Origin of the sequence: Shinella zoogloeoides (genome assembly GCF_033705735.1) — a bacterium.
Taxonomy (GTDB): Bacteria; Pseudomonadota; Alphaproteobacteria; order Rhizobiales; family Rhizobiaceae; genus Shinella; species Shinella zoogloeoides_A.
This window is the reverse complement of record NZ_CP131131.1, coordinates 482660-506409: the sequence shown is the minus strand read 5'-3', so window position 1 is coordinate 506409 and position 23750 is coordinate 482660. Positions and strand designations below refer to the sequence as shown.

Here is a 23750-nt window from a genome sequence, read left to right as displayed (position 1 = left end):
ACTGGATTTCGCTTGCCGGAGGCGCCCCGGGCGCCTCCGGCCCCAAGCATGCTAGAGATCGAAATCGCCGGCCGTCAGGTTGTGCGAGCCCTTGACCGAGAACTTGAAGTCCGCCGCGTTGCCGCCGGACGTATTGCCCTCGATCACGGTGTAGTCGATGCCGTCCCGGTTCTCGTGGGTGACGAGCAGTTCGCCGCTCGCGCCGGAGAATGCGCCGGAGACCAGCGTGAAGGACTGGTTGCCGGATGCCGTCCAATTGGCGTCCATTGCGCTGAGGTCCAGCCTGTCGCCGGGCTGGAAGCCCATGATCGTGTCGCCATCCGCATCGGCCGCCGACAGGAAGCGGAAGATGTCGTTGCCAGCCCCGCCGTCGATCACGTTCACGGCAGCGCTTGCCGTTATGACATCGTTGCCCGATCCGGTGATGATGTTCTCGATGCCTCGGATCGTGTCGGAGCCGGACTGGGCGCTGACCACGCTGCCACGGCCATTGAAGCCGGTGCCGAGATCGGCCGTGATGTTCGCATTGATGGCGGACATGTCGAGCGTATCGTTGCCGTCGCCGCCATTCATATGGTCGCCGTAGTAGACGTCGTCGCCATCGCCGACCGACGCCACGAAGATATCGTTGCCGTCGCCGCCGAAGACCGTGTCGTTACCGAGGCCCCCGTCGAGCAGGTCGTCGCCGCTTTCGCCGAAGAGACGGTCGTTGCCGGCATCCCCGTAGATCATGTCGCTGCCGCCGCCACCGAGTACGTCGTCGGCGCCGTCGCCGGCAAAGATCATCTCCCGGCCGTTACCACCGACGATGGCCTCGCCGTTCGCCGTGCCGAACAGGACTGCAGACCCATTGTCCCCACCCCCCGTCTCGCCGGCCGGGTCGTCATCGCCGCCGCCGGAAACGGTGTCGTCGGCGCCATCGTCCTCGTCGTCATCATTTTCATTGCCGCCCACCGGCGGAACGACGTTGCCCGGCCCGACCTCTTCGCCGCCGGAGGTGAACTGCGGCAGGCCGCCGCCGCTGAAGAAGGTCAGCGAATATCCATCGCCCACGAGCGTGGTGGAGCCGTTGACGTTCCGGACCATGTCGTAATCGTCCAGGGTCGTGTCGTCGGGCAGTTGCACGACGTCCTGCGGCCGCAGCGTGCCGATGATCGTGTCGTTGCCGCCCTTGGTCTTGAAGACGACACGATGAGCCGACGCGAGCCGCGATATGTCGACCGTATCGTCACCGTCCGAGCCGACGATGGTGATCGTATTCAGCCGCAGGCTGGTCTCCTCGCCCTGCTCGGCGAAATCGCCGATCAGTTCGAAGCGGTCGCCGCCAGCGGTGCCCGAGCCGCCGGCCGGGTGGCCGTTGATGACGATCTCCTCGATCTCGGACAGTTCCGCGATGACCTGCGGGACGCCTTCGACGCCATTCACGACGACCGTGCGGGTCACCACGATCTCGGTGCCGCCGCCGCGCAGCACGAGACCCGGAATGACCGTCTCGGCGTCCTCGGCGGGATAGAAGCGGAAGATTTCGTAGGCGTCGTCGCCGGTGATGACGAAGGTATCACCGGCAATGCCTTCCGAACCGCCGTCGACCACGTCCCAGCCGCCATCCGGCGCCTGCCAGTGGATGATGTCGTCGCCGCTGTCGCCGAAGAGGAAGTCGTCCCCCGTCCCGCCATCGATGACATCGTCGCCCGCGCCGCCGTTGATCGTGTCGCCGCCACCGCCCCCGAGAATGATGTCGGCGCCTGCGGTGCCCTCAAGGGCATCGCCGCTGGCGGTTCCGGCAATGGTCGTTTCGCCGGCAAGGATGAAGTCCGCGCGGTTCACCATATTATTGCCGATTCCCGGAACGCCGTTGAGCGTGATCGAGCCGCCGCCGGCGATATCGATGCGGGTCCTGCTGCCGTCGGACGTGATGGAGACGCGCGCGTCGAAGTCCGCGTCGGTGATGCCGAGGCCGCTCAGGTCGACCTTGTCCTGGCCGCCGCCGGTGGGATTGGCATCGAAGCTCGTGACGACGTCGTCGCCGAAATCCAGCCCGTCGTAGACCAGCCTGCTGAAGCCGGCGCCGAGATTGATCGTATCGTTACCGGCACCGCCATTGACCGCATCGTTGCCGCTGCCGGCATTGATGACGTCGTCGCCGGCGCCGCCATGGAGGAAGTCGTCCCCGTCGCCGCCGAACAGCCGGTCGTTGCCGGCCTCGCCGTACAGGCTGTCATTGCCGGCGCCGCCGGTGATGACGTTGTCGAGTTTGTTGCCGGCCCCCGTGAAGGCACCGCCGCCCGTATAGGTCAGGTTCTCGACATTCGCGTCCAGCATGTAGCTTGCGACCGTCGTCTGGACGGTGTCCGTTCCGCCGTTCTCCAGCTCGACCACCGTATCACCGATGTCATCGACGATGTAGGTATCGCCCCCCGAGCCGCCGACCAGAAGATCAGCGCCGGCGCCGCCGTTGAGCGTATCGGCACCGTTGTTGCCGAACAGCATGTCGTCGCCGGTATTGCCCAGCAGCGTCGTCGACTGGGAACCGCCGAGATCGACCAGGATGGTATCGACATCCGGCGCGGCCTCCAGCGTGGTGCCCGTCCCGGTGTGCAGCGTGTAGCTGCCGCGCATGACCTCATCGCCCTCGTCATCGGCGACGTAAAGCTCATAGCCCTGATAGCTGCCGCCGTCGAAAGTGATCGTCTCGACGGCATTGCCGGGATCGTTGAACTGGCCCGCCACGCGGATCGTCTGGCCGTTGAGCACGATGACGAGATCGCCATTGGCAGCCCGGCTGAAGTTGAAAGCGGAAAGCGCCTCGCCATTCGTCGCCACGCTGATCCGGTCGTTGCCGGAAGTCTCCTCGATGCGGTCCGTGCCGTCGGCAAGGCCCATGACATAGATGTCGTCGCCGGCACCGCCGCGCAAGGTGTCGTTGCCGGCGCCGCCGATCAGCACGTCATTGCCGGAAAGGCCGTTGAGCGTATCGTTGCCCTCGAAACCCATGAGGACATCGTGGATCAGGCCCGTGCCCGCAACGTTACCGTTCAGCGTTTCGCCGGCGGCGGTGCCGGAAATCACGTTCATCGTCAGGTCGGTGAATTCAAGCCGCTCGATATTGCGCACCGTGTCACGGCCGTCGAGAACGGGCCGCTCGGTCACGCCCTCGATGTTTTCGGCAAGCGGATCGGTTTCGTCCGTGGCCGGCGGCGCGTGGTCGACATAGAGGCTGCCGTCCGTGTTCACGCCGAAGGCGTAATGCTCGCGAATGCCCGTATAGACGGCCGTGTCGATATCGCCTGCGGCATTGCCGTCGACGATCTCGCGCACGATCGACAATTGGCCCGGATTCAAGACGCCGGCCAGCATCAGCATGTCCAGAGAGCGCGCGCCGAACTGCGCGGTTGCGCCCGCCCGCAGCACCCCGTTCACCATGTCGGTCTGGAGATAGACCTTCTTCGTCATCCCGTCGGCCGTGTAGACCTGACCGTCCGCGACGATGCGGATGCGCACGTTGAGCCATTTGTCGCCGTCGATGACGTCGTCGCCGGCAAGACCCTTGATGCGGTCGCTACCGCCACCGCCGAGCAGGATATCGGAGGCATCTGCCGTTTCGAGGACGATCGTCTCCGCAACGCCGTCGTTTCCGATCTCGACATGGCGCTTGCGATGGGCGACCAGCATATCCAGCCCGTCGACAAGAGCGACGTTCCGCTCCAAAAGGGCATTCGAATAGGAGTAGAGGGGCGCATCCGGACCGGGAATCGCCGCCGTGCCGGTCGCCTCCACCCTTGTATTGACCGGCACCACGCGGCCCGTCAGCACGTCGTCGAATTTCCAGCCGGAAAGCCCCTCCACCAGATCGAAGCGGTCCCGCAGGATGAAGGCTTCCTGGTTCGCGAAGACGGGAATACCGAGATCGGAATTCGCCGCCATCGGATCGTCCTTGTGGATCGCCCAGTCGAAGCCCGACATGCCGTTGCTGCGCTGGATGCCGACGCCCTGGAACATGATGTCGTCGCCGGCCTCGGCGTCATAGTCCGTATCCCCGCTCTGGCCGTTCAGCACGTCGTTGCCGACGATGGTAGAGTTGAACATCAACTCGGAATTTTCACCGGCCAGCGTATCGAAGCGGCCGCCGCCCTCCAGCCAGTCGTCGCCGGCCTCGCCGAGCAGGAAATCCATTCCGTCGCCGCCGAGGATGAAGTCGTCGCCGACGCCGCCCATGACGGTCTTGCCGTCGGGGCCGGCGATCAGGAAGTCGTTGCCCTCGTTGCCGAAGATCAGCGAAAGCCCGCTACCACCATGGATGACGTCATTGCCTTCCTCGCCATGCAGGAAGTCCATCGCGCCGATGTCGGTTCCCGCATTGGTGATGATGTCGTCGCCCGAGCCGCCGTGGATATGATCCACGCCGTAGCCGCCTTCGAGACGGTCGTTGCCGGCCCCGCCCCAGATCGTGTCGTCACCCTCGCCGGTGATGATGTGATCGTCATTGTCGGTGCCCTGGACAACGACGTGCTCGCCGCCATTGTAACGCAGATATTCGGCAATGCCGTCGCCATCCGCATCACGACGCTCGACCAGAGGAGACAGGGCCTCCAGATAGGGATTGTCCTGGACGGGGTCGCCCTGGCCCGTCATGGCCAGTTGCCTTGCCGCGTCGAGATAGAGAACGCGGTCCGGGCGCGAGAAGAAGTCGCCGGGGATCGCGGTGCCCGTTTCGGCGAGATCGGTCGTGCGCAGGGCCATCTTGGAGAGCGAATTGCCTTCCAGTTCGGAGAGCAGGTTGAGGCCCTGGACGCGCGACAGGTAGTAGAAGCGGTCGCCGTCCTGCAGGTTCTCCATCTGCAGTTCGAAGATGAAGGAGAAGGTGGAGCCGAGCATGCCGCCGAAATCCATCTTCTTTTCGGCAAGCCCGCCCACCCACAGGTCGACATTGGCAAGACCGCCGAGCCCGTCGGCATAGCCGCCCGTACCGGAAAGAAAGGCCGCGCGGTCAGCCGGCGGCAGGATGGTCCGGTTCGCGCCGAGGCTTTCGTCCCAGAACGTCTCAGCCGTGCCGAACACGATCGCCATCGCCGCCGCGCGCTTGCCGTCCATCGTCGTCTCGCCCGCAATCGTCGCATGCGTGCCGTAGGCTGCGATGAAATTGACGATGGAAGCCGGGTTCTTGAGGTTGAGCGCGAAGTCGGTCCAGTTCGCATAGGGGGCCAGCTGGCTGTCGCCCTGGGCCATGGCCTGGAACTGGGCCCGCGCCTCGTTGAGAGTCGGCATGCCGGTATCGCGGCCGCGCGCGATGTTGATCGTCGCCAGGTCGAGCGGGATGCCGAGCAACTGGTTGCGCAGGGTATTCGTGACGAACTCGTCAATCTCATTGCCGACCTGGGCGCTCATGCCGCGAATGACCGCACCGGCCGCCTGTGCATGGGTCAGGCTCCCGCCCTCGTCATAAGCGACGGGATTGAGGAACGCATCGAACAGCGACATGGGGTTCGTCGACCCGTCGGCGGCGATACGGTCGACGGTCTCGTTGAGCATCGAGTGGCCGAAGCGATAGACCACGTTGGCGAACTCGGAGAAGATCGCGGGATTGATGTCGGCATCCGGCTCGAACAGGAAGGCATCGACATCCGGCTGCATCTTGCGGGCGAATTCCTCGAAGACGAGGTGCTGGTATTCCATTTCGGTGACGAAGCGCGCCGCCTGGAAGAGGCGCTCGCCATCCCAGACGAGATCTTCGAGATTGGCGGGAACGGCGGCGACGTCCACCAGCAGCCATTCGTTGAGGAAGGCCATATCGCCATTTGCCGCGGCCTCGAGCGCGACCTGCTTTGTCTCCTCGACCATGCGGTTGTGTTCGCCGTGGAAGATATGGTGGATGGTCGTCAGGCCGATATTCTCGTTTCCGCGCCCGTCGCCGGTGATGAAATGCGCATCCAGGAGCTCGTCGTCATATTCGAGATTATGCCCCATGCTGCTCGCGACGGCATTGCCCGCCACGCCGTCGGCATCCTCGGCAAGCTCGCCGCCAGCCGTGAAGACCGGCACGGCGTTGTGGGCGATGTCGTCGAGGAACGCATGGCCGGTGCGGAAGGCGCCGAGGGCGGTCGGATCGACGGGATTGTCCGGATCGCCCTCGACAAGGACATCGTCACCCGTCCCGAAAATGCCGTCCGCGCCGAGCCCGACGACCAGTTGGGGATAGCCGTTGGCGCCGGGGATGAAGTTGCCGTATTCATCGGTCGCGATCAGGGGAATATTGCCGATATCCGCATCGGTAAGCCTGATACCGAGCATGTCCTCGGCATGCGCCTTCACATCCGCCCACGTCGCCAGGCCGTGCCCGTTTCCCTCGAGCAGGCGACCGGACGCAACGGGGGTACCGTCCGGCCCCTCCTCATATTCGCGCATGAAGACCTGCTTGGAGGCGTGAGAGCCATAGGTCTGGTTCTGATCCACCCATGGCGTTGTGGTGTTGCGCGCACCCTCGCCGGTGGTCGCACGGGTCAAGACCATGAAGTTGGTATGCGGAGTGGCAGGGTTGTAGAGCGGATCGTCCGGCGAGAGCGGAATGTAGACCACACCGTTGCCGCCCTTAGCCACGAGATCGAGGCCATGGTCGAAAAACTGTCCGAACAGGGTGAAGAGGGCGCTGAAGGGCGCGGAATCGCCGATATCCGGCGACACATTGGGCAGGAAGACCGTCGGGCCGTCCATTTCGATGCCGTTCTGCGCGAGAAGCGCGTCGAGTTGGCCCTTGGCCAGCCCATAGGCCTGGGAATTTACCGGCAGTTCCTTCACGATGGCGTGGGCGGCGCGAATGGCCTGCAGAGCGTCGACCTGCGCCTGTCCCACGACGCCGGCATATTCGAGCGCGGCGACGATGGCCGCCGGGTTGTCGAGCGTCTGGTCGACGACGAGATTGGAGATCAGGCGGGGCGCCGCATCGACCACATCGCCGGGCTGGCCGTAGTCGTTGTTGGATGCGTAGGGGAACGTGCCCGTCCCCTGGCCGAACGCAGGATCGGTCAGGGACAGGAACTGCTGGTCCGCCGAGCCCCAGTGCTCCCGGCCGGGCAGGAGGTTATTGTAGCTGCCGTCGACGGTCCGCAAGCCATAGGGAAGCAGGTGAATCTGCGCGGCGGCGGGAGAATTAGGGTCAACGCCGCCGGCCTCCGCGACGAGCGTGTAGAGATCCTCGCCGGCGGCATGCCTTTCGGCGATCTTGATCTGCTTCAAGATGAACTGCAGGTCGTGCTTGACGATATTGACCATGACCATTCTCCCCTTGGTAGCGTCCCCTGACGCTTCTTGTCGGCCACGCGCGCCGCCTTCTGCGGGCGCGATGCGCATTTCGGGAGAATGATGCGCCTGATCTCGGCTCTCGCGCCATGACGGATGGTCTGACGAGTTGCTTCCCCGAAAGGGCAACCGGACCAGATCGCAAGGCGGGGACCTTACTCGACTTTGGTCCGAGCGGATGATTGGACCATCGGCGCTAGCCGACAAGGCGGATCCGTGATCGTTTGGCGAGAGGGCCACAGGAGCATTTTCAAAGCCGATGGTCGATGCAGCAGCCACATCGCCACGCTTTCATCGGGCACACGGCTTCCGGAGCCTGAGCCAGCCGATACAGTTTGCGCTGTCGGGTGGCCTCATCATGCTGGCGGCGATGTTCCTTGCCGGCGTCGTCATCTCCGGCATCGTCACCCGCGCGGCGGTGGAAAGCACCGCGGCAAGCTCCGCTCTCTTCCTGGACAGCCTCCTCTCCCCCCTGGTCCAGCAACTGGCGCGTCGGGAAGTACTCGGCCCGCAGGCCATCGCGCGCCTGGACGAGGCGCTGAAGGAAGGCGCCTTCGCCGACCGCTTCGCCCATGTCGACATCTGGAGGAGTGACGGGCTCGCCGCCTATTCGACCACATCCGATCTGATCGGCGGGCGATTTCCGCCACCGGAAGGCGCCGCTATGGCGTTCGATGGCGAGGTTTCGGCACGATACACCGATCTTGCCGCCGGCGAACATGTCGCGCGGGCGTGGACGACGAAATATCTGGAAATCTACGTTCCCCTGCGCGAGCACGGGTCCGGCCGCATCATTGCCGTCGTTGAAATCCATGAACTGACACAACCGCTCGAAGCCAAGCTGCTGAAGCTGCGGGTGCAGACATGGCTCGTCGTCAGCGGGGCGGCCCTGTCGATCGCACTCGCCTTGACCGGTGTCGTCTACAGCAACAGCAGATTGATTGGACGGCAGCAGGTCGCCCTGGAGAGCCGCCTTGCCGAGATCGAGCGCGTCTCCCACCAGAACAGCGAGTTGCGCATGAAGGTCCAGCGGGCCTCGGGCCGGCTGGTGGAGATGAACGAAAGCTACCTGCGCAACGTGGGCGCCGAGCTGCACGACGGCCCGGTTCAACTCATCGGTCTTTCCGCACTCAAGATCGAGCAGGTCCGGCGCGCGGCGGACAAAGACGGGCGGGCGGCGATACTGACGGCGATCGAGGGCCTTCTGGGCGATGCATTGCATGACATGCGCGCGATCGCGCGGGGATTGGTGTTGCCGGAGATCCAGGCGCTGTCCCTGCGTGAGATCGTCGAAAGCGTGGTGCGCGTGCATGAACGAAGAACCGGCACCGCCGTCTCCCTGATCTGCGACGGCACGCCGCCGTCCCGCTCCTCGCAGGCAATGCGCCTGTGCGCCTACCGCTTCGTGCAGGAGGGCCTCAACAACGCCTATCGCCATGCTGGCGGGCATGGGCAAACCGTCGAATGCCGGCACGAAGGCGACGTTTTCGTCTTGCGCGTCAGCGACGACGGCGCGGGGACGGCCGGACGCCCGGAAACGTCCGAGGGCAGCCTCGGATTGTTCGGGCTGCGGGAGCGCGTGGAGAGCCTCGGAGGCACGTTCTCCGTGCGCCATGGCCGACAAGGCACAGTCATCGAAATGGCCACAGTCCTGAACGGAGGAGATGAAGTATGAATGCGCCGATCAGAATTATCGTGGTTGACGATCATCCGTTGTTCAGAGCAGGCGTCACGCAATCGCTCGCGCTCGACCCCACAATCACAGTCATCGCGGAAGGAAATTCCGGCAGCCAGGCGCTCGAACTGGTCGAGCGCCATGAGCCGGATGTCATCCTGCTCGACATATCCATGCCGGGCAACGGCATCGATGCCGCCGCGGCGATCACCGCAACGCAAAGGCCGCCGCGCGTCCTGATGCTCACCGGCTCCGACGACGGCCATGACGTGATGCGGGCAATAGAGGCCGGTGCATCTGGCTACGTTCTGAAGGGTATTAGCGCAAACGATCTGATAGCCGCCGTGAAGAGCGTCGCGGCCGGCGAAACCTTCGTAACACCGAGCCTCAGCCTCGGTCTTCTCACCCGGTTGAGCGGCAAAGCGGAAACGGCGCCCCTCGCCCGCCTTACCTTGCGAGAGCTACGCGTCCTTGAGCTTTTGGCGCAAGGGCTCAGCAATCGAGGGATCGGCGGAAACCTTGGAGTCCATGAAAAAACCGTGAAATTCCACGTGACAAATATTCTAAGGAAGCTGAAGGTCCGCAACCGCGTTGAAGCGGCTCTGGCCCTGAAGGAAAGGTAATAGTCCGTGCTATTTCCTCTCGCTTGGCCTGCCCCGTGAAGGCCGAAACGGCCTACTGCCCCGGGCCGCATCTTCGCGGTGCGCCGAGCGTCTGGATCGAAGGCCTGACGCGCGAGCACGCGTATGCTTGTCCAACAGAACTCGCCTCACGAAAGGCGGCCACGGCTAAACCCGCTATTCGAGCGGCGTCGCCGGGTCGGCACTATTCTTGGTGCGTCCTGGCACCATGCACGAGAACAAACGTCTGTGACGGACCGATTGCGGAGCGCTTCATTGGACGAAACCGGAACAGAGAGGGATCAGCCAGCCTGCCCCGGTTTGTCAGGGTTTCCGCGAAGCATTCTCCGCTCGACACGGGGGATGCTTCGGAAGGGAGCCACGATTGATTGCGCGTGGCTTGGTGACCCTGTTTCCAGCAGGAATGTCCGCTTCATCCTCGGTATGGATGGTGGCCATGGCCGTTTTCAAGTCTTCCAGTGCCAGCTTGAATTGTTCGAGATCGGTCTTCTCAGACTTGAGCCCGAAGGCTGACGGACAAGCCATTTGCTCGTCCGTCAGCCAAAAAAACTACTCATCAGTCAGGCTCCTTCACGCCAGCCTGAATCATAGCCCTCACGACAAATCAATCGGCCCGGCGCTCGCCGCCGGCTGCACGGTTATCCTGAAACCGGCCTCCGAGACGCCGCTGACCGCCTATGCGATGGCCCGTCTCGGTGAGGAAGCGGGCGTGCCGCCAGGCGTCGTCAATGTCCTGACCACGACGAACCCGAGTGGCGTGACCAATGCCATGCTTGCCGACCCGCGCGTGCGCAAGCTCTCCTTCACCGGCTCGACCGGCGTCGGCCGCACCCTTCTCGCCGAGGCCGCCAAGTCGGTCGTCAGCTGCCCGATGGAACTCGGCGGCAATGCGCCCTTCCTCGTCTTCGACGACGCGGATCTCGAAGCCGCGCTCGACGGCGCCATGGTCGCCAAGATGCGCAATGCCGGCGAAGCCTGCACGGCCGCCAACCGCTTCTACGTCCAGTCAGGCATTCACGACGCCTTCGTCGCGGGGCTGACCGCGCGCATGGCCGCGATGAAGGTCGGCCCCGGCTACGATCCCGACACGCAATGCGGTCCGATGATCACGACGAATGCGGTGCGCAAGATCGACAGGCTCGTCTCGGAAGCGGTGGCCGCTGGCGCCCGCGTCACGACAGGGGGCAAGCCGCTTTCGGGGAACGGCTACTTCTATCCACCGACCGTCATCGAAAACGTGCCCACCGACGCCGCCATCGCAGGCGAGGAGATCTTCGGGCCTGTCGCCCCGGTCTACAGGTTCGAAACCGAACTGACGAGAACAATCGCTCCTGAATGGAAAGGAACCCGCCGGTCAGTTCGATAGCATAGCGTCGCTAGACCGGGAGGTGAGCTTGGCACACGAGCTCGCTCTTACGACGAGCCGTCTCCAGGCCCAATTCGATAAACCGGTTCGCGTGGTGGGCGAGCGCGACGTTGTCGTCCCAGAGGTTGCGCCAGATCGCCGTCTTGAGCGACAGGTCCCTGTCGACGATGGTCGTCGAGAACGATTCGAAAGTGACGTAGTCGTCCCAGCCGATCGCAACAAGCGCGTCGAAAATCGCTGCGAAGTCGATCGTGCCCGTTCCGAGATAGCCGCGATGGCTTTCGCCGATATGGACATAGCCGATCTTGTCAGCCGCGTGGCGAATGGCGAGGCCGACATCGGCCTCCTCGATGTTCATGTGGAACGTGTCGAGATGCAGGAGCACGTTGGACGCTCCGGTGTCGCGGATATAGGCCAGTCCTTGTGCCGCGGTGTTCAGCATGTTGCTCTCAAAGCGATTGACGATCTCGAGATTGAGCGTGACGCCGGCGGCCTTCGCCCGGTCCGCCACCTTCGACAGGGCGGAGACACTGGTGTCCCAGGCCTTGCGCGTCAGGCTGTGTTCCTGCTTGCCATGGGCGGAGCTAAGGATGCCGGCCAGTTTCGTGCCGCCCAGGTCGCGCACCAGGGCTACGGCGCGGTCGAGAATATCGACGCCGTTCGCCACGACCGATGCATCCTCGCTGGAAATGTCGCCCTCCGGCGGAAGGCCCATGCTTATCGCTACATCCAGGCCGAGTTCACCGAGGCGACCGGACAGCCATTTCACGTCGACCTGCTCGGGATCGAGATAGGAGAATTCGATGAGCTTGTAGCCGAGCCTGTGGGTGCTCTCGAGCGCCTTCTCAAGATCGCTCCTGGACGAGCCCGCGCTCCAGACGAAGGAATGGACACCGATTTTCGACATAGCCGGCCGCTTTCTGAAAGGAAAAATGGAAGATCGGCCGGGCACGCCGCTTGCGGGGCGCCCCGGCCGTCCGGGAGAAGGATTTAGCGGGCTGCGGTCCAGCCCTTGTAGTCCTTGACATTTTCAGCCGTGATCAGCTTCGGGTCGAGCAGCACGATGGGTTCGGCCGGCTTGTTGCCCTTCAGCACTTCGACGCCAAGCTGCAAGGCCTGGCCGGCCATGACATAGGGATCCTGCGAGGCCGAGGCCTTGATCATGGAATTGCCGCTGGCCAGCGACTTTTCAATGTCCGGCGCGCCGTCAACGGCCGTGAAGAAGAACTCGCTGCGGTTCAGCTGCTTGGCGGCAAGTTCCGCACCGATCGCGGTCGGGTCGTTGATGGCGAAGACCGCGTCGATCTTGTCGAAGCGGGTCAGCAGGCCCTGCATGACGGCAAGACCGCCATCACGCGAGCCCTGGCCGTTCTGGTCGTCAGACAGGATCTTGATGTCGGCATGTTTGCCGAGTGCGTCCTTGCACCCCTGGACGCGCTCGAGGATCGAGGAGGAGGCCGGGCCGTTGATGATGACGACGTCGCCCTTGTTGCCGAGCTTCTCGGCGATGTAGTTGCAGGCTTCTTCGCCAGCCTTGACGTTGTTCGTCATGACGGTGACATCGGCGCCGGGAGCCGAAACGTCGAATGCGGCAACCACGACGCCGGCGGCTTGCGCCTTCTTCACGGCGGGTGCGATGGCCTTGGCATCGACGGCGTTCAGCATGATGATGTCGACGCCGGCGGCGATGAAGCTGTCGACCTGCGAGACCTGCTTGTTCAGGTCGTAGTCTGCCGAGACGGAGATGACTTCGACGTTCGGATTGATTTCCTTGGCTCGGTCCTCGATACCCTTGATGGTTGCGACGAAGAACGGATTGCCGAGCAGGCCGACCGAGATGCCGATCTTGTTGAGGTCCTTGGCGGCGGCGGGCATGGCGATCGTGGCGGCGAGCGCGGTGCCAATGAAGAGCTTCGAGATGAGACGCATGTTTTCCTCCTTTGGTGGCGCGTTTTGCGCCGTTGTCTCCGGTAACGACCGGTTCGTTCAGCCGGACTTTATGTCCGGCCAAGTCCTTTCAGCCTGTACCGATCGAGGCCAACGGCGACGATGATGACGAGGCCCTTGATGATGTATTGCCAGATGTCCGAGACCCCCACGAGAATGAGGCCGTTGGAGAGCACGGCGATGATGAGCGCGCCGATCAGCGTGCCCCAGATGGAGCCGACGCCGCCGACGAACGAGGTGCCGCCGAGAATAACGGCCGCGATGGCATCGAGCTCATAGGCCTGCCCGAGCTGCAGGCCATTTGCGGCATAGAGGCGGGCGGCCGACATGGCGCCGCCGAGACCGGAAAGCAGGCCCGATATCGAATATACGAAGAGCAGCACCAGCGGCACCTTGATGCCGGTGAGACGCGCGGCCTCGGAATTGCCTCCGACGGCATAAATCCAGGTGCCGAGCACCGTGCGCTTGAGGATGAACCAGGAGACGATGATCGTCGCGATCGCGATGATGGCGAGCCACGGTATGCCGAACAGCGTACCGTTGCCGATGAAATCGAACGGCAGATCCGCATTGAAGACGGTCGTGTCGTTGCCGAGCAGGCGGGCAACGCCGCGGATGGCAGTGAGCGAGCCGAGCGTGACGATGAAGGGCGGAAGTTTGAGCCAGGCGATGATCGCGCCGTTGAGAAAGCCGCAGGCAAGGCCGGCAAGGATGGCGGCAGGAACGCCGAGCATGCCGAGATCCGGCACCAGCGAGACGATGACGGCGATCATGGCCGAGGCGGCGAGGATCGAGCCGACCGACAGGTCGATGCCTCCCGTCAGGATGACAAAGGTCATGCCCGCAGCCAGCACCATATTGATCGAGGCTTGCTGCATGACGATCGACAGGTTGTTGACCGACAGAAAGCGGCCGGAAAGCAGATGGAAGCCGATTGCGAGCAGCACGAGCACGGGCAGCATGCCGAGCGCAGTCAGCGTCGAGCGCAGCTTCAGCTTGTCCATTCGGGCCTGTTCGGTTTCGCTTGCAGCCATGGTTTCGTCCCGTTTCTCTGTTTCGTCACGCCGCCGCGCCGGCAGTGCCTGTTGCCAGCGCCATGATGGCTTCCTGTTCGATCGGCTGGCTCACCTCGCCGGCGATGCGCCCCTCGCGCATGACCAGAACGCGGTCGGCAATGCCGAGAATTTCCGGCAGATCGCTGGAGATCACGACGACGGCGATGCCGCTCTGGGCAAGGTCGTCGATGATGCGGTAGATTTCGGATTTCGCGCCGACATCGACACCGCGCGTCGGCTCGTCGAGAATGATCGCCTTCGGCCTGGTTTCCAGCAGGCGGGCCAGCAGCGCCTTCTGCTGGTTGCCGCCCGAGAGCGCGCCGACATTGATCTGCGTGCCGGCCGTGCGGATCGATAGCGCCTTGACGGCGCCGATGGCCCGCTCTCTCGCTTTGGCGAAGTTCAGAGCGCCGCCCGCCTTGGCATCCTCAACGATGACGCCGATATTGATGTTGTCGCTGATCGACATGTCGAGGAAGAGGCCGAGTGCCTTGCGGTCCTCGGTCAAGTAGGCGATGCCGGCATCGAGCGCATCCCTCGGCGAGGCAATCGCCAGGGTCTCGCCGTTCAGCCTGATCTCACCCGAGATGCGGCGGTCGGCACCGTAGACGAGACGGGCGAGTTCGGTGCGGCCCGAGCCGACAAGGCCGGCGATGCCCAGCACTTCGCCCGCCCGCACATCGAAAGTGCAATCATGCACGCGCTGGCCGTCACCGACATTGGTGACGGAGAGAACGGCGGCGCGCACGCCTTCCGCCTGCCGGTGCTCCTTCTTATAGAAGGACGAAAGGTCGCGGCCGACCATCATCGAGACCAGCTTGCCGGCCGAGAGGCCATCGCGCTCCAGCGTGCCGATATAGGCACCGTCGCGCAGCACGCTGACACGGTCGGAGAGCTGGTAGATCTCCTCCATGCGGTGGCTGATATAGATGACGGCGATGCCGTCGGCCTTCAGGCGGGCGATGACGTCGAACAGCCGGTCGGTCTCGCGCGTGGTGAGCGATGTCGTCGGCTCGTCCATGACGATGATGCGCGCATTGGTGGTTAGTGCGCGCGCGATCTCCACCATCTGCCGCTCGCCGAGCGAGAGTTCGGCAACCCGGCGAGTGGCATCGAAGCCGATGCCAAGCTGCTTGAGGATCGGCTCGGCCCGTCGGCGCATCTCGGCGTGATCGGCAAGGCCGAAACGCGACGGCTCGTTGCCGAGGAACATGTTCTGCGCCACTGTGAGGTTCGGCGCGAGCGAAAGCTCCTGATAAATGACGGCAATGCCATGGGCCTTGGCCTTCAAGGGATCGCCGAGCGTGACCGGCGCGCCATCGATCAGCACGGAGCCGCCGGGATCGGCGGTATAAGCGCCGGACAGGATCTTCATCAGCGTCGACTTGCCGGCGCCGTTCTCGCCCATCAAGGCATGCACTTCGCCGGAATGCACCGTGAGGCTGACATGCGACAATGCCCTGGATGCACCAAAGGTCTTGCTGATGTCGCGCATTTCAAGAAGGGGGGTCGTGGCCTGTCCGGTCATGCACGCTTCTCCCTGATCTCGCCCCGCGTCATCACCTCGACCTGCCGACGCCAGTCCTGCCTGTAGGCCTCGATACCGGCGATGGCAGCGGGCGCGGCCACCGCGCAGTCGTTGACGAAGGGATTGCTGCCCGAAGCGTCGAAGACGAGGGCAGCGGCGCCAAAGGCGCTTCCTTCCGGATTGGCGCTGGTATGAACCGTCTGGCCTGGCCTCAAGACGGCGAGGATGGCGGCATAAAGGCCGGTTTTTACCAGGCCGCCATCGATGACTATGGTATTTTGCGAACCGATGAGGTCGAGCGACTGATCGGTCATCAGCGCGACATAGAGCAGGGCGGCGGCGGCACGCTCCTCTCCGTCGACAACAGGGCCGCTGAAACGTCCGGCATGACCCTGCATGGGGCCGCCCGCGGCAAAGGAGGGCAGCGCGAAAGCGCCCTTGGCAATCACCGCGGCAACGGCCTCCACCGAAACCGGTCTGGCCCAGCCGCCGCTCGCGACATCATATTCCCGGCCTCCCATGAAGCGGATGGTGGCGACCGGCTGGTGATCGACCGTGACATTGGCCAGCATGTCGCGCGCGGGATCGAGCCGCTCGAGCGGGCTTGCAGGGTTGAAGACGATCACCCAGGTACCGGTCGAGACCAGCGTGAAATCGGAAAAGCCCAGCGAGCGATAGAAATAGAGCGCCGCATTGCTGTCGTGCACGCCATTATGGACGGCGATTTCCACGCTGCGCCCGTCGTCGAGCGATACGCGGTGCGTGCCGATCAGGCTTCCGGCCCGCGCAAACGCGGGCATCTTGCCGCGCCAGCCCATCCTATCGACAAGGCTGCTGAAATCATCGGCAAGCGGCGCCCACAGATGGGAATGGCAGCCGAGATAGGAAACCTCGGACACCGTGCAGCCTGAAAACTTCCAGCTCCAGAACTGCGGATAGGCCAGAATGGTATCGGCCTTCCCGAAGAGCGCGGGATCGCGCTCGTTCAGCCAGAGAAGGTGGCGGCCATAGTTGAAGCCGAGCGGCAAGGGCGGCGAAAAGGTTTCGCCGAAATCCGGCATGAGCGCATCGATGCGGCCGGCAATGTCCGACGGAGGTTCCTGCTCGTAATCGAGCACGGGATGAACAAGGGCGTCGCCGGCGACAAGCGCGAAAGTGCACCCATGGCCCGAGAAGGTGATCCGGTCGACGCCATGGTTGGCTACCACGCGGGCGAGCTCACCCTCCATCCATGCGAAGAGCGCCGCGTCGTCGAGAACACTCAGATCGCCCAACCGCTTCCAGATTGGGCGGGTGCGCGATTCATCGATAACCTTGCCGTCAGCCGAGAGCACGAAGAGTTTCGAATTGGTCTTGCCGAGATCGAAGACGGCGATGGGGGACGGGCTCAATTTTCCCCTCCCACGGTCGCGATCGTGATGGTGACGCCTGCCTCTTCCAGCATCTTGGCGGCGGCATCGGTCAGGCCGTCATCCGTGATGATGGTGCCGATGCGCGAGAGCGGCAGGGCGATGTTGCGCGGCTGGATGGAGAATTTCCGGCTGTCGGCCAGAAGCACGATCTCGTCGGCGCAGGCCGCGAGCTCGCCGATGACCTTGACGAGCAGCGGATGGGATTCGAGCAGCCCCTTGCTGCTGATGCCCTGGGTGCCCAGAAAGAAGCGCGAAGCGAAGAAGCCCGGCGCGCCGGCCGCCGGATCGTGAATGATACCGGGCTCGCGGTAGAGTTCGCCGCCGGCGAGCGACAGCTGGCAGGTGCCGTGCTCGCTCAGATGGGCGGCAAGCGGCATGGAATTGGTCCACAGCCGCACATTGCGCCGTGCCAGCAGCGTGCCGAGTTGGTAGCAGGTCGAGCCGGCATGCACGATGATGGCGTCACCATCGCGCACCAGTTCGGCGGCTTTCGCTGCAATCGCCCGCTTGGCCTCGACGGCAATGTCGCGGTTCTCGTCGTAGGGGCGGGCCGAGAGCCTGGCGCTGCCACCGGCCTCACCGGCGGAAATGCCACCGTAGACTTTCCGGGCGCGGCCGAGTTCATGCAGCTTGTCGATGTCACGGCGAATGGTGGCGGGAGAGGCGCCAAGGCGCTCCTGCAGATCGCGTACGGACGCAAAAGGCGTCTCGCGCAGCAGATCGATGATGGCCTTGTGGCGCTCGGTATCGTTCAAGACGGATCCTCCCGACGTCTCCCTCGTCGATGAGTAAAGATAGTCACAGAGATTGGAGAATGGCAAGATGCCTGACGTAGAATCTTCATAGTTGACGATTTTCGATCAAATAAATACGATTGCGAAAAAGTTTGCTCACATTCGGGAACCCGTGGGCAGGCGCGAGCTGGTGAGAGGAGGAGGCCGGCATGGCTTCAGGTATTCCGTCGGGCGACAACGCCGCCTTCGAGGCATTTCTTGCGCTTTCCAAGGCTGTCGGCAGCGACATCCTGAAAACGCAGGGCGCCGGTGGCAACACCTCCTTCAAGCGCGATGGCGTGATGTGGGTGAAGGCGTCAGGCATGTGGCTTGCGCATGCCGGCGAGCGTGACATCATGGTGCCGGTGGAGGTCGCTCCACTTGTGGAGGCGCTGAAGGCGGGCGATCCGCGCGCAGAAAAAGCCACCGACTTCGTCTTCGCAGATCTGAATGCCTCGGGGCTTCGTCCGTCGATCGAGACGAGTTTTCATGCCGCCCTGCCGCAGGCCGTCGTCGCGCACTATCATTGTGTGAACGCTATCGCCCTTTCCGTGCTGGAGAACCGTGAAGCGGTGATTGCAGAACGAATGGCGCGCCTGCCGGATCTGACCTGGGCGGCCATTCCCTACCGTCGCCCCGGCACGCCGCTTGCCCGCGAGATTGACCGTGTCGCCGCAAGCCGCCCGGATGTGCTGGTGCTGTTCAACCACGGCGTCATCGTCACGGGTGAGACGGTGGAGGAGGTGCGCGAGCGCATTGCCCGGGTGACGGCGGCGCTGACGGTGGAGGAGCGGCCGGCTACGGCGGCCGATCCGATGGAATTGCAGGTGCTGGCGGACGGGAGCGGTTTCCACCCCGCGAAGGATGCCGGCAGCCACAAGACCGCGCTCAGCCCGATAAGCGTGGCAATCGCGACCCGCGGCTCGCTCTATCCCGACCATGTCATTTTTCTCGGCACGGAAATCGGCGTGCTGGCCGACGGCCAGACGGCGGAAGCCTATGCGGCGAACCGCCGGTCACGGAACCTCCAGGTTCCCAAGATGCTGCTGGCGCCGGGGAAGGGCGTACTCCTGGCCAATGAGCTCACCGAGGGCGGCCGCGTCATGGCGCGCTGCCTCGCCGAAGTGGTTTCCCGTGTTCCGGAGGGCGCTGCAGTCGCCTATCTCGATCCGGCGCAGGAGCACGAGCTGACCCATTGGGAGGCAGAGCAATATCGACAGGCGCTCGACCGCAAGGCGAGCCGCCAGGCATGAGCGTCGCGGCACGGAGCGCCATCGCCCTCGGCATCGATCTCGGCACATCGGGAGTGCGGGCCGCGGCGCTCGCCACGGATGGCTCGCCGCTCGGCATGGCCGCCTTTCCCTTTCCGGATGCGGCGGCCGCGCGCTCGCCGGCCGTCTGGCGGCGGGGGGTCGAGGCATGCCTTGCCGAATTGTCCTCACATCTTTCCTTCGACTCGGTCGAGGGCATCGCGGTCGACGGCACGTCCGGCACGGTGCTTGCAGTCGATGCGGCAGGTGCGCCGGTCGGCGATGTCCTGATGTACAACGACCCCTGTCCCGACAGCGCTGTCGTCGAGCGCATCGCGCAGCGCGCACCGCCGGACAATCCGGCACGCGGATCGACATCTGCGCTGGCGCGCGCCATCCATATCTCACGCCAGCCCGGCGTGAAGGCCGTCCTGCATCAGGCCGACTGGATCCTCATGCAGCTCGGCCTTGCGGAGCGGGCGAGTGATGAGAACAACGCATTGAAGACCGGTTACGACCTGACCGCGGAGACCTGGCCGGACTGGCTGGAGGCCTGCGGCATGGACATTGCCCTTCTGCCCGCTGTCCGGCGCGCCGGGGCACCGTTGTCGGTTACCGGCGCCGCAGGGCGGGCGCTCGGTCTGCCGTTCGGCTGCCGCTACCATGCCGGCACGACCGACGGCTGCGCTTCCTTCCTGGCGACGGGAGCCTCGGCCGTTGGCGACGGCGTCACGGCGCTCGGCTCGACACTCGTCGTCAAGGTTGCTTCGGCCCGGCCGATCGACGCGGCCGACTATGGCATCTATTCGCACCGCATCCTCGATTTCTGGCTTGCCGGCGGGGCCTCCAACTCGGGTGGTGCCGTTATCCGCCATTTCTTCGATGGCGCGCGTTTGAAGGCAATGACGCCGCTGCTTCGGCCGGATGAGCCGACAGGCCTTTTCTATTATCCGCTCCTCAAGCCCGGCGAGCGATTCCCGACAAACGACCCCGCATATTCGCCTCTGCTGGAACCGCGCCCAGCGGACGATCTCGTGTTCTTCCAGGCGCTTCTCGAAGGCATGACGGCAATCGAAAAATCGGGCTATGACCGCCTTGCCGATCTGGGCGGCCCCCCGGTTCGATCCGTCCGCACGGTGGGTGGCGGCGCCGCCAACCCGGCCTGGACACGGATGCGTGAAAAAGCGCTCGGCGTTCCCTTCCTCCCGTCGCGCTCGGCAGAGGCCGCCGTCGGCACCGCCTCGCTGGTTCTTGCCGGAAAGGCCCGCTGGCCATGAGCATCGCGCCATACACGACCCTTGCTGCGCTGGTAGAGCGCTACGATGGTTTTCTCGTCGACCAGTTCGGCGTGCTCAGGGATGACGACCTTGCCTATCCCGGTGCTAACGAAGCGCTGCTCCATCTGAAGGCGCTGGGAAAGGCGATCGTCATCCTTTCAAATTCCGGCCGCAGCGGCGACTACAATGCGGAGCGACTGATCAAGCTCGGCTTCGATCGTGCCGGCTTCGACCGCTTCCTGACCTCCGGTGACGTGGCCCACGATATTCTCGCCGTGGAAACCGCCAACCGCTCCGGCCGCACGCGTTGCCTGACCATTTCCAGCGGCGGTGACCGCAATCTAGCCGACCGCCTGGGTTTCGAGAGCGTCGAGGATGCGGCGCTGGCCGATGTCGTGATCATTTCCGGCAGCGAAGCCGAGCGCATACTGCTTGCGGACTACCGCACGCTTCTCGAACCGGCCGCACGGCGCGGGGTGCCCTGCTATTGCACCAATCCTGATCGTCACAAGCTAGCGAAGAGCGGAGGTATTGCGCCAGGCGCAGGCAGCATCGCGCTTGCCTACGAGGAACTCGGCGGTCCCGTCCGCTGGTTCGGCAAGCCGTATCCGGCGGTCTACCGGCAAGCGAGGGCGCTGCTGAAGACTGTTCCGGCGGAGCGCATCGTCTGCATCGGCGACAGTCTGGAGCACGACATTGCCGGCGCTGCCGGCGCCGGCCTGTCGTCCTGCCTTGTCCGAACTGGCATCCTTGCGGATACGGCGGACTCCGGCCTCGCTTCCATCGCCGACAGCTATGACGTGCGTCCCGATTTCCTGATGGAGCGCTTTGGTCTTTGACTCCGGAGGCCGGGAGCTGCGACATTCTTTCAGACTTTACCAGGCGCTTTTTCTCAGCGAGAGCGTCGAGGGACTGGACGAGGGCGCTCACCTCCTCGAGACCTTCACAGCGGAGGAGCGGGAAAGGCTGGCAATTTTGGGCTCTTGACGGGATATGAACCGGCGGCCCCATTGGTGTTTCGATGCGCCGCGCGATCAATTTGGGGAATTTTTTATCTGGAGAAATACGCCCGCTTATCGAACACCACTCAGACCGACAACTTGCTCAACGATCGCCTCGAACGGCTTGTCGATATCGGCGGCGTACTCGTCTGTCTCCGGCGGTCGAGCGCTGCGAACTGGCTGTCGATGAGGCCGGTCGGCATGAAGTGGCCTGTGCGGGCGCCCATGCGCTCCGTGATCACGTCCTTCGTGCCGGAAAGGTGGACGAAGGTGACGGGCGCGTCGGCCTCCGCGCGGATGCGGTCACGGTAGCAGCGCTTCAGCGCCGAGCAGCCGAGAATGAGAGTGCCGTCCGGTTCGGCGAGCCTCTGGCCGATCAGGGTAAGCCAGGGCCAGCGGTCCTCGTCTGCGCTTGGCCGAGACCGTGAAGCTGTCCACCAGTCCCTTCAGCGTCGTGCTGATCTGCATGAGATTGTGCGTGGCGGCATTGGTCTCCTCGGACCATCGCGGCGTTCTGCTGGGTCATCTGGTCCATGCTGCCGATTCGGCTGACGGGATATTCACTCGAAGACGCACGCCGCATTGCCGACGGTCTTCTCCTGCGAGCGCCAGCGCGCCATCGTCGTCGATACCGTGGGCAAAGCACTGCGTCCGGCTTAAAACTCAGGCATGGGAAGCAAGCAGGCCGATGGTGGCATTGATTGAGATACCGTCAGCACGGATTTCGTGCCATGGCGGCGCACTTGCCGAAATAACATGATTGCAAAATTCATGTTTTTATGCCTATCACACGTCGAGGGCGGCGGTCGAGGGCGCTCGGGTCTTGTGGCGCGGAACGGAAGCTTGGACCGTGACGGAAAGCGCTTGGCGGGCACATGGGCATTCACGGAAACGACACACGCTACGAGACATATGTGGCGTACCGCGCAGAGCTGGTGCGATATGCCACGCCGATCCTCGGCTCGCGCGAGGATGCCGAGGACGTCGTGCAGGAGGCTTTCGTCCGCTTCGTACCGGAGGCGGCGCAATCGCCTTCGCGTCTCAAGTCCTATCTCTACCGCATCGTCCGCAATCTTGCCCTCGACACGCGCCGACGCCGCCGGCTGGAAGCGCACGGGCATCCCGACGACACGCCCTGGTGGGGCCTGCCGCAAGGCCATGAAACACCGGAGGCGCAGGCCCTTCTCTGCGATCACATCCGACAGGTCGAGGCCATCCTGGCGACCATGCCCGCACAGCAGCGCATCGCCCTTGAAATGCATCGCTTCGGCGGCTACCGCATCGAGGAGATCGCCAGCCATCTCGGCGTTTCGACGTCGAGCGCCCACCGGCTGATCCAGTCCGGACTGGTGAAACTCGTCGGAAAAATAGGATGAAGTGGAAAATCTGGCCGAGCCTTGGGAAAAACCGGCGCGCTATTCGTCTTATAGATGACGAACGCGATGGAGCGGGAAAGGCTTCTCGAGGATCATCGACGGAACTAAAGCGATTACCGGCACAGGCGGCACAGGCATGAACATTCCCCAGGAGATTGTCGAGGAAGCGGCCGGCTGGATGATCGCGCTCCAGGAAAAGCCCGAAGATGCCCATTGCCTGCTTCGCTTCGAGCGCTGGCTCGACCAGTCACCGCAGCATCGGCAGGCTTGGGAGCGCCTGCAGACTGCATGGCAGGCATTCGGCGCGACGGCCCCGGCCTTCACGGACGACTGGAAGGATGCGCCGCGCCGCGCCGATCCGCCCCGCGGCTACCGGCCGCGCCGCGCCGGCTTCCCGCGCCGGGCGGGCTTCCTCGGGGCAGCGGCGGCGGCGATGCTCTGTCTCGTCATGGCCGCCGGCCCCTCCCTTCTCCTTCACATGCAGGCCGACTACATGACCGCGACGGCCGAAAGCCGCACGGTGACGCTCGAGGACGGCAGCCTCGTGCATCTTGCCGGCGCCAGCGCCATCGCGACGGATTTCGAGCAGGGCCGCCGTTCCGTGCGCCTGCTTGCGGGCGAAGCCTTCTTCGAGGTGACGCCGGACAAGACCCGCCCCTTCACGGTCGATGCGAACGGCGTCGAGGTCACCGTGCTCGGCACGAAATTCGACGTCCAGACCGGCGACGAGATCACGGCGGTCGCGCTGGCCGAAGGCTCGGTGAAGGCCGTCGTCGAAAGCGCCGCGCAGGGAGAGGCCGAGATTCTCACGCCCGGCGACCTGCTGACGGCCAACCGGGCGACAGGCGAAGTCCTACGCACGACCGTGCCGGTCGGCGACATCGCCACCTGGCGCAGCGGGCAGATATTCGTGGTGGACGCCACCATCGGCTCTGTGGTGGAGCAGATTCGTCGCTACCACCCCGCCTGGCTCTCCCTGCCGGACCGCACGCTGGCCAGCCGGCGCGTGACGGGCTTCTACGATCTTCGCAAGCCCGATCAGGCGTTGGAGGCGCTCGTTGCGCCCTATGGCGGCAAGGTCCGGCATGTCTCGCCGGCCGCGCGCCTCATCAGCCGTTTCTAGAACGCGGTGCCGTCCGTGCGGGCGCAAAGGGCG

14 protein-coding genes and 2 pseudogenes are annotated in these 23750 nt (G+C 64.2%); 8 read left to right on the top strand and 8 right to left on the bottom strand.

The genetic code is table 11. The annotated features are described in order from the left end of the window. Positions 1-51: 51 nt before the first annotated feature. On the bottom strand, positions 52-7266 hold the full coding sequence (locus ShzoTeo12_RS20025) for a peroxidase family protein (RefSeq protein WP_318913868.1): 7215 nt from the start codon (positions 7264-7266) through the stop codon (positions 52-54). A 286-nt stretch (positions 7267-7552) separates the two neighbouring features. Between ShzoTeo12_RS20025 and ShzoTeo12_RS20020 the strand changes: the two genes are divergently transcribed. Next, a complete protein-coding gene (locus tag ShzoTeo12_RS20020) occupies positions 7553-8968 on the top strand; it encodes a sensor histidine kinase (RefSeq protein ID WP_318913866.1) in 1416 nt (471 codons plus the stop codon). Next, positions 8965-9591, top strand: a complete 627-nt coding sequence (locus ShzoTeo12_RS20015) for a response regulator (RefSeq protein WP_162911184.1) — start codon at positions 8965-8967, stop codon at positions 9589-9591. Before ShzoTeo12_RS20020 ends, ShzoTeo12_RS20015 begins: the two co-directional genes overlap by 4 nt. A gap of 354 nt (positions 9592-9945) precedes the next feature. On the opposite strand, the pseudogene ShzoTeo12_RS20010 reads toward ShzoTeo12_RS20015, so the two are convergent. After that, positions 9946-10122, bottom strand: a pseudogene (locus ShzoTeo12_RS20010) (IS66 family transposase); the annotation flags it as partial. A gap of 88 nt (positions 10123-10210) precedes the next feature. Between ShzoTeo12_RS20010 and ShzoTeo12_RS20005 the strand changes: the two are divergent. Beyond that, positions 10211-10921, top strand: a pseudogene (locus ShzoTeo12_RS20005) (aldehyde dehydrogenase family protein); the annotation flags it as partial. A 64-nt stretch (positions 10922-10985) separates the two neighbouring features. Here the strand turns inward: ShzoTeo12_RS20005 and ShzoTeo12_RS20000 are convergent. The 6 genes from ShzoTeo12_RS20000 to ShzoTeo12_RS19975 form a co-directional block, all read right to left on the bottom strand. Then, positions 10986-11882, bottom strand: a complete 897-nt coding sequence (locus ShzoTeo12_RS20000; protein WP_318913864.1) for a sugar phosphate isomerase/epimerase — start codon at positions 11880-11882, stop codon at positions 10986-10988. A gap of 83 nt (positions 11883-11965) precedes the next feature. Further along, the gene (locus ShzoTeo12_RS19995; protein ID WP_119254639.1) at positions 11966-12904 is read right to left on the bottom strand and encodes an ABC transporter substrate-binding protein; all 939 of its coding nucleotides are present in this window, start codon (positions 12902-12904) and stop codon (positions 11966-11968) included. Between the two features lie 68 nt (positions 12905-12972). Next, positions 12973-13956, bottom strand: a complete 984-nt coding sequence (locus ShzoTeo12_RS19990) for an ABC transporter permease subunit (protein WP_318913862.1) — start codon at positions 13954-13956, stop codon at positions 12973-12975. Positions 13957-13981: 25 nt separating this feature from the next. Then, positions 13982-15505, bottom strand: coding sequence for a sugar ABC transporter ATP-binding protein (locus tag ShzoTeo12_RS19985; RefSeq protein WP_318913860.1), 1524 nt, complete (start codon positions 15503-15505; stop codon positions 13982-13984). Beyond that, a complete protein-coding gene (locus tag ShzoTeo12_RS19980) occupies positions 15502-16896 on the bottom strand; it encodes a carbohydrate kinase (protein ID WP_318913858.1) in 1395 nt (464 codons plus the stop codon). Before ShzoTeo12_RS19980 ends, ShzoTeo12_RS19985 begins: the two co-directional genes overlap by 4 nt. Then, positions 16893-17672, bottom strand: a complete 780-nt coding sequence (locus ShzoTeo12_RS19975; RefSeq protein ID WP_318913857.1) for a DeoR/GlpR family DNA-binding transcription regulator — start codon at positions 17670-17672, stop codon at positions 16893-16895. Before ShzoTeo12_RS19975 ends, ShzoTeo12_RS19980 begins: the two co-directional genes overlap by 4 nt. A gap of 188 nt (positions 17673-17860) precedes the next feature. Here ShzoTeo12_RS19975 and ShzoTeo12_RS19970 point away from each other — a divergent pair, with 188 nt between their 5' ends. The 5 genes from ShzoTeo12_RS19970 to ShzoTeo12_RS19945 all read left to right on the top strand — a co-directional run bounded on the left by ShzoTeo12_RS19970 (position 17861) and on the right by ShzoTeo12_RS19945 (position 23717). Further along, positions 17861-18943, top strand: a complete 1083-nt coding sequence (locus ShzoTeo12_RS19970; protein WP_318913855.1) for a class II aldolase/adducin family protein — start codon at positions 17861-17863, stop codon at positions 18941-18943. Beyond that, a complete protein-coding gene (locus ShzoTeo12_RS19965) occupies positions 18940-20217 on the top strand; it encodes an FGGY-family carbohydrate kinase (protein ID WP_318913853.1) in 1278 nt (425 codons plus the stop codon). The genes ShzoTeo12_RS19970 and ShzoTeo12_RS19965 overlap by 4 nt, the downstream gene beginning before the upstream one ends. Then, positions 20214-21056, top strand: a complete 843-nt coding sequence (locus tag ShzoTeo12_RS19960) for a TIGR01459 family HAD-type hydrolase (protein WP_318913851.1) — start codon at positions 20214-20216, stop codon at positions 21054-21056. Before ShzoTeo12_RS19965 ends, ShzoTeo12_RS19960 begins: the two co-directional genes overlap by 4 nt. Before the next feature lie 1037 nt (positions 21057-22093). Next, a complete protein-coding gene (locus tag ShzoTeo12_RS19950; protein WP_318913849.1) occupies positions 22094-22594 on the top strand; it encodes an RNA polymerase sigma factor in 501 nt (166 codons plus the stop codon). A 136-nt stretch (positions 22595-22730) separates the two neighbouring features. Continuing rightward, complete coding sequence (locus ShzoTeo12_RS19945; protein WP_318913847.1) at positions 22731-23717, top strand: FecR family protein; 987 nt, start codon at positions 22731-22733, stop codon at positions 23715-23717. Positions 23718-23750: the final 33 nt, after the last annotated feature.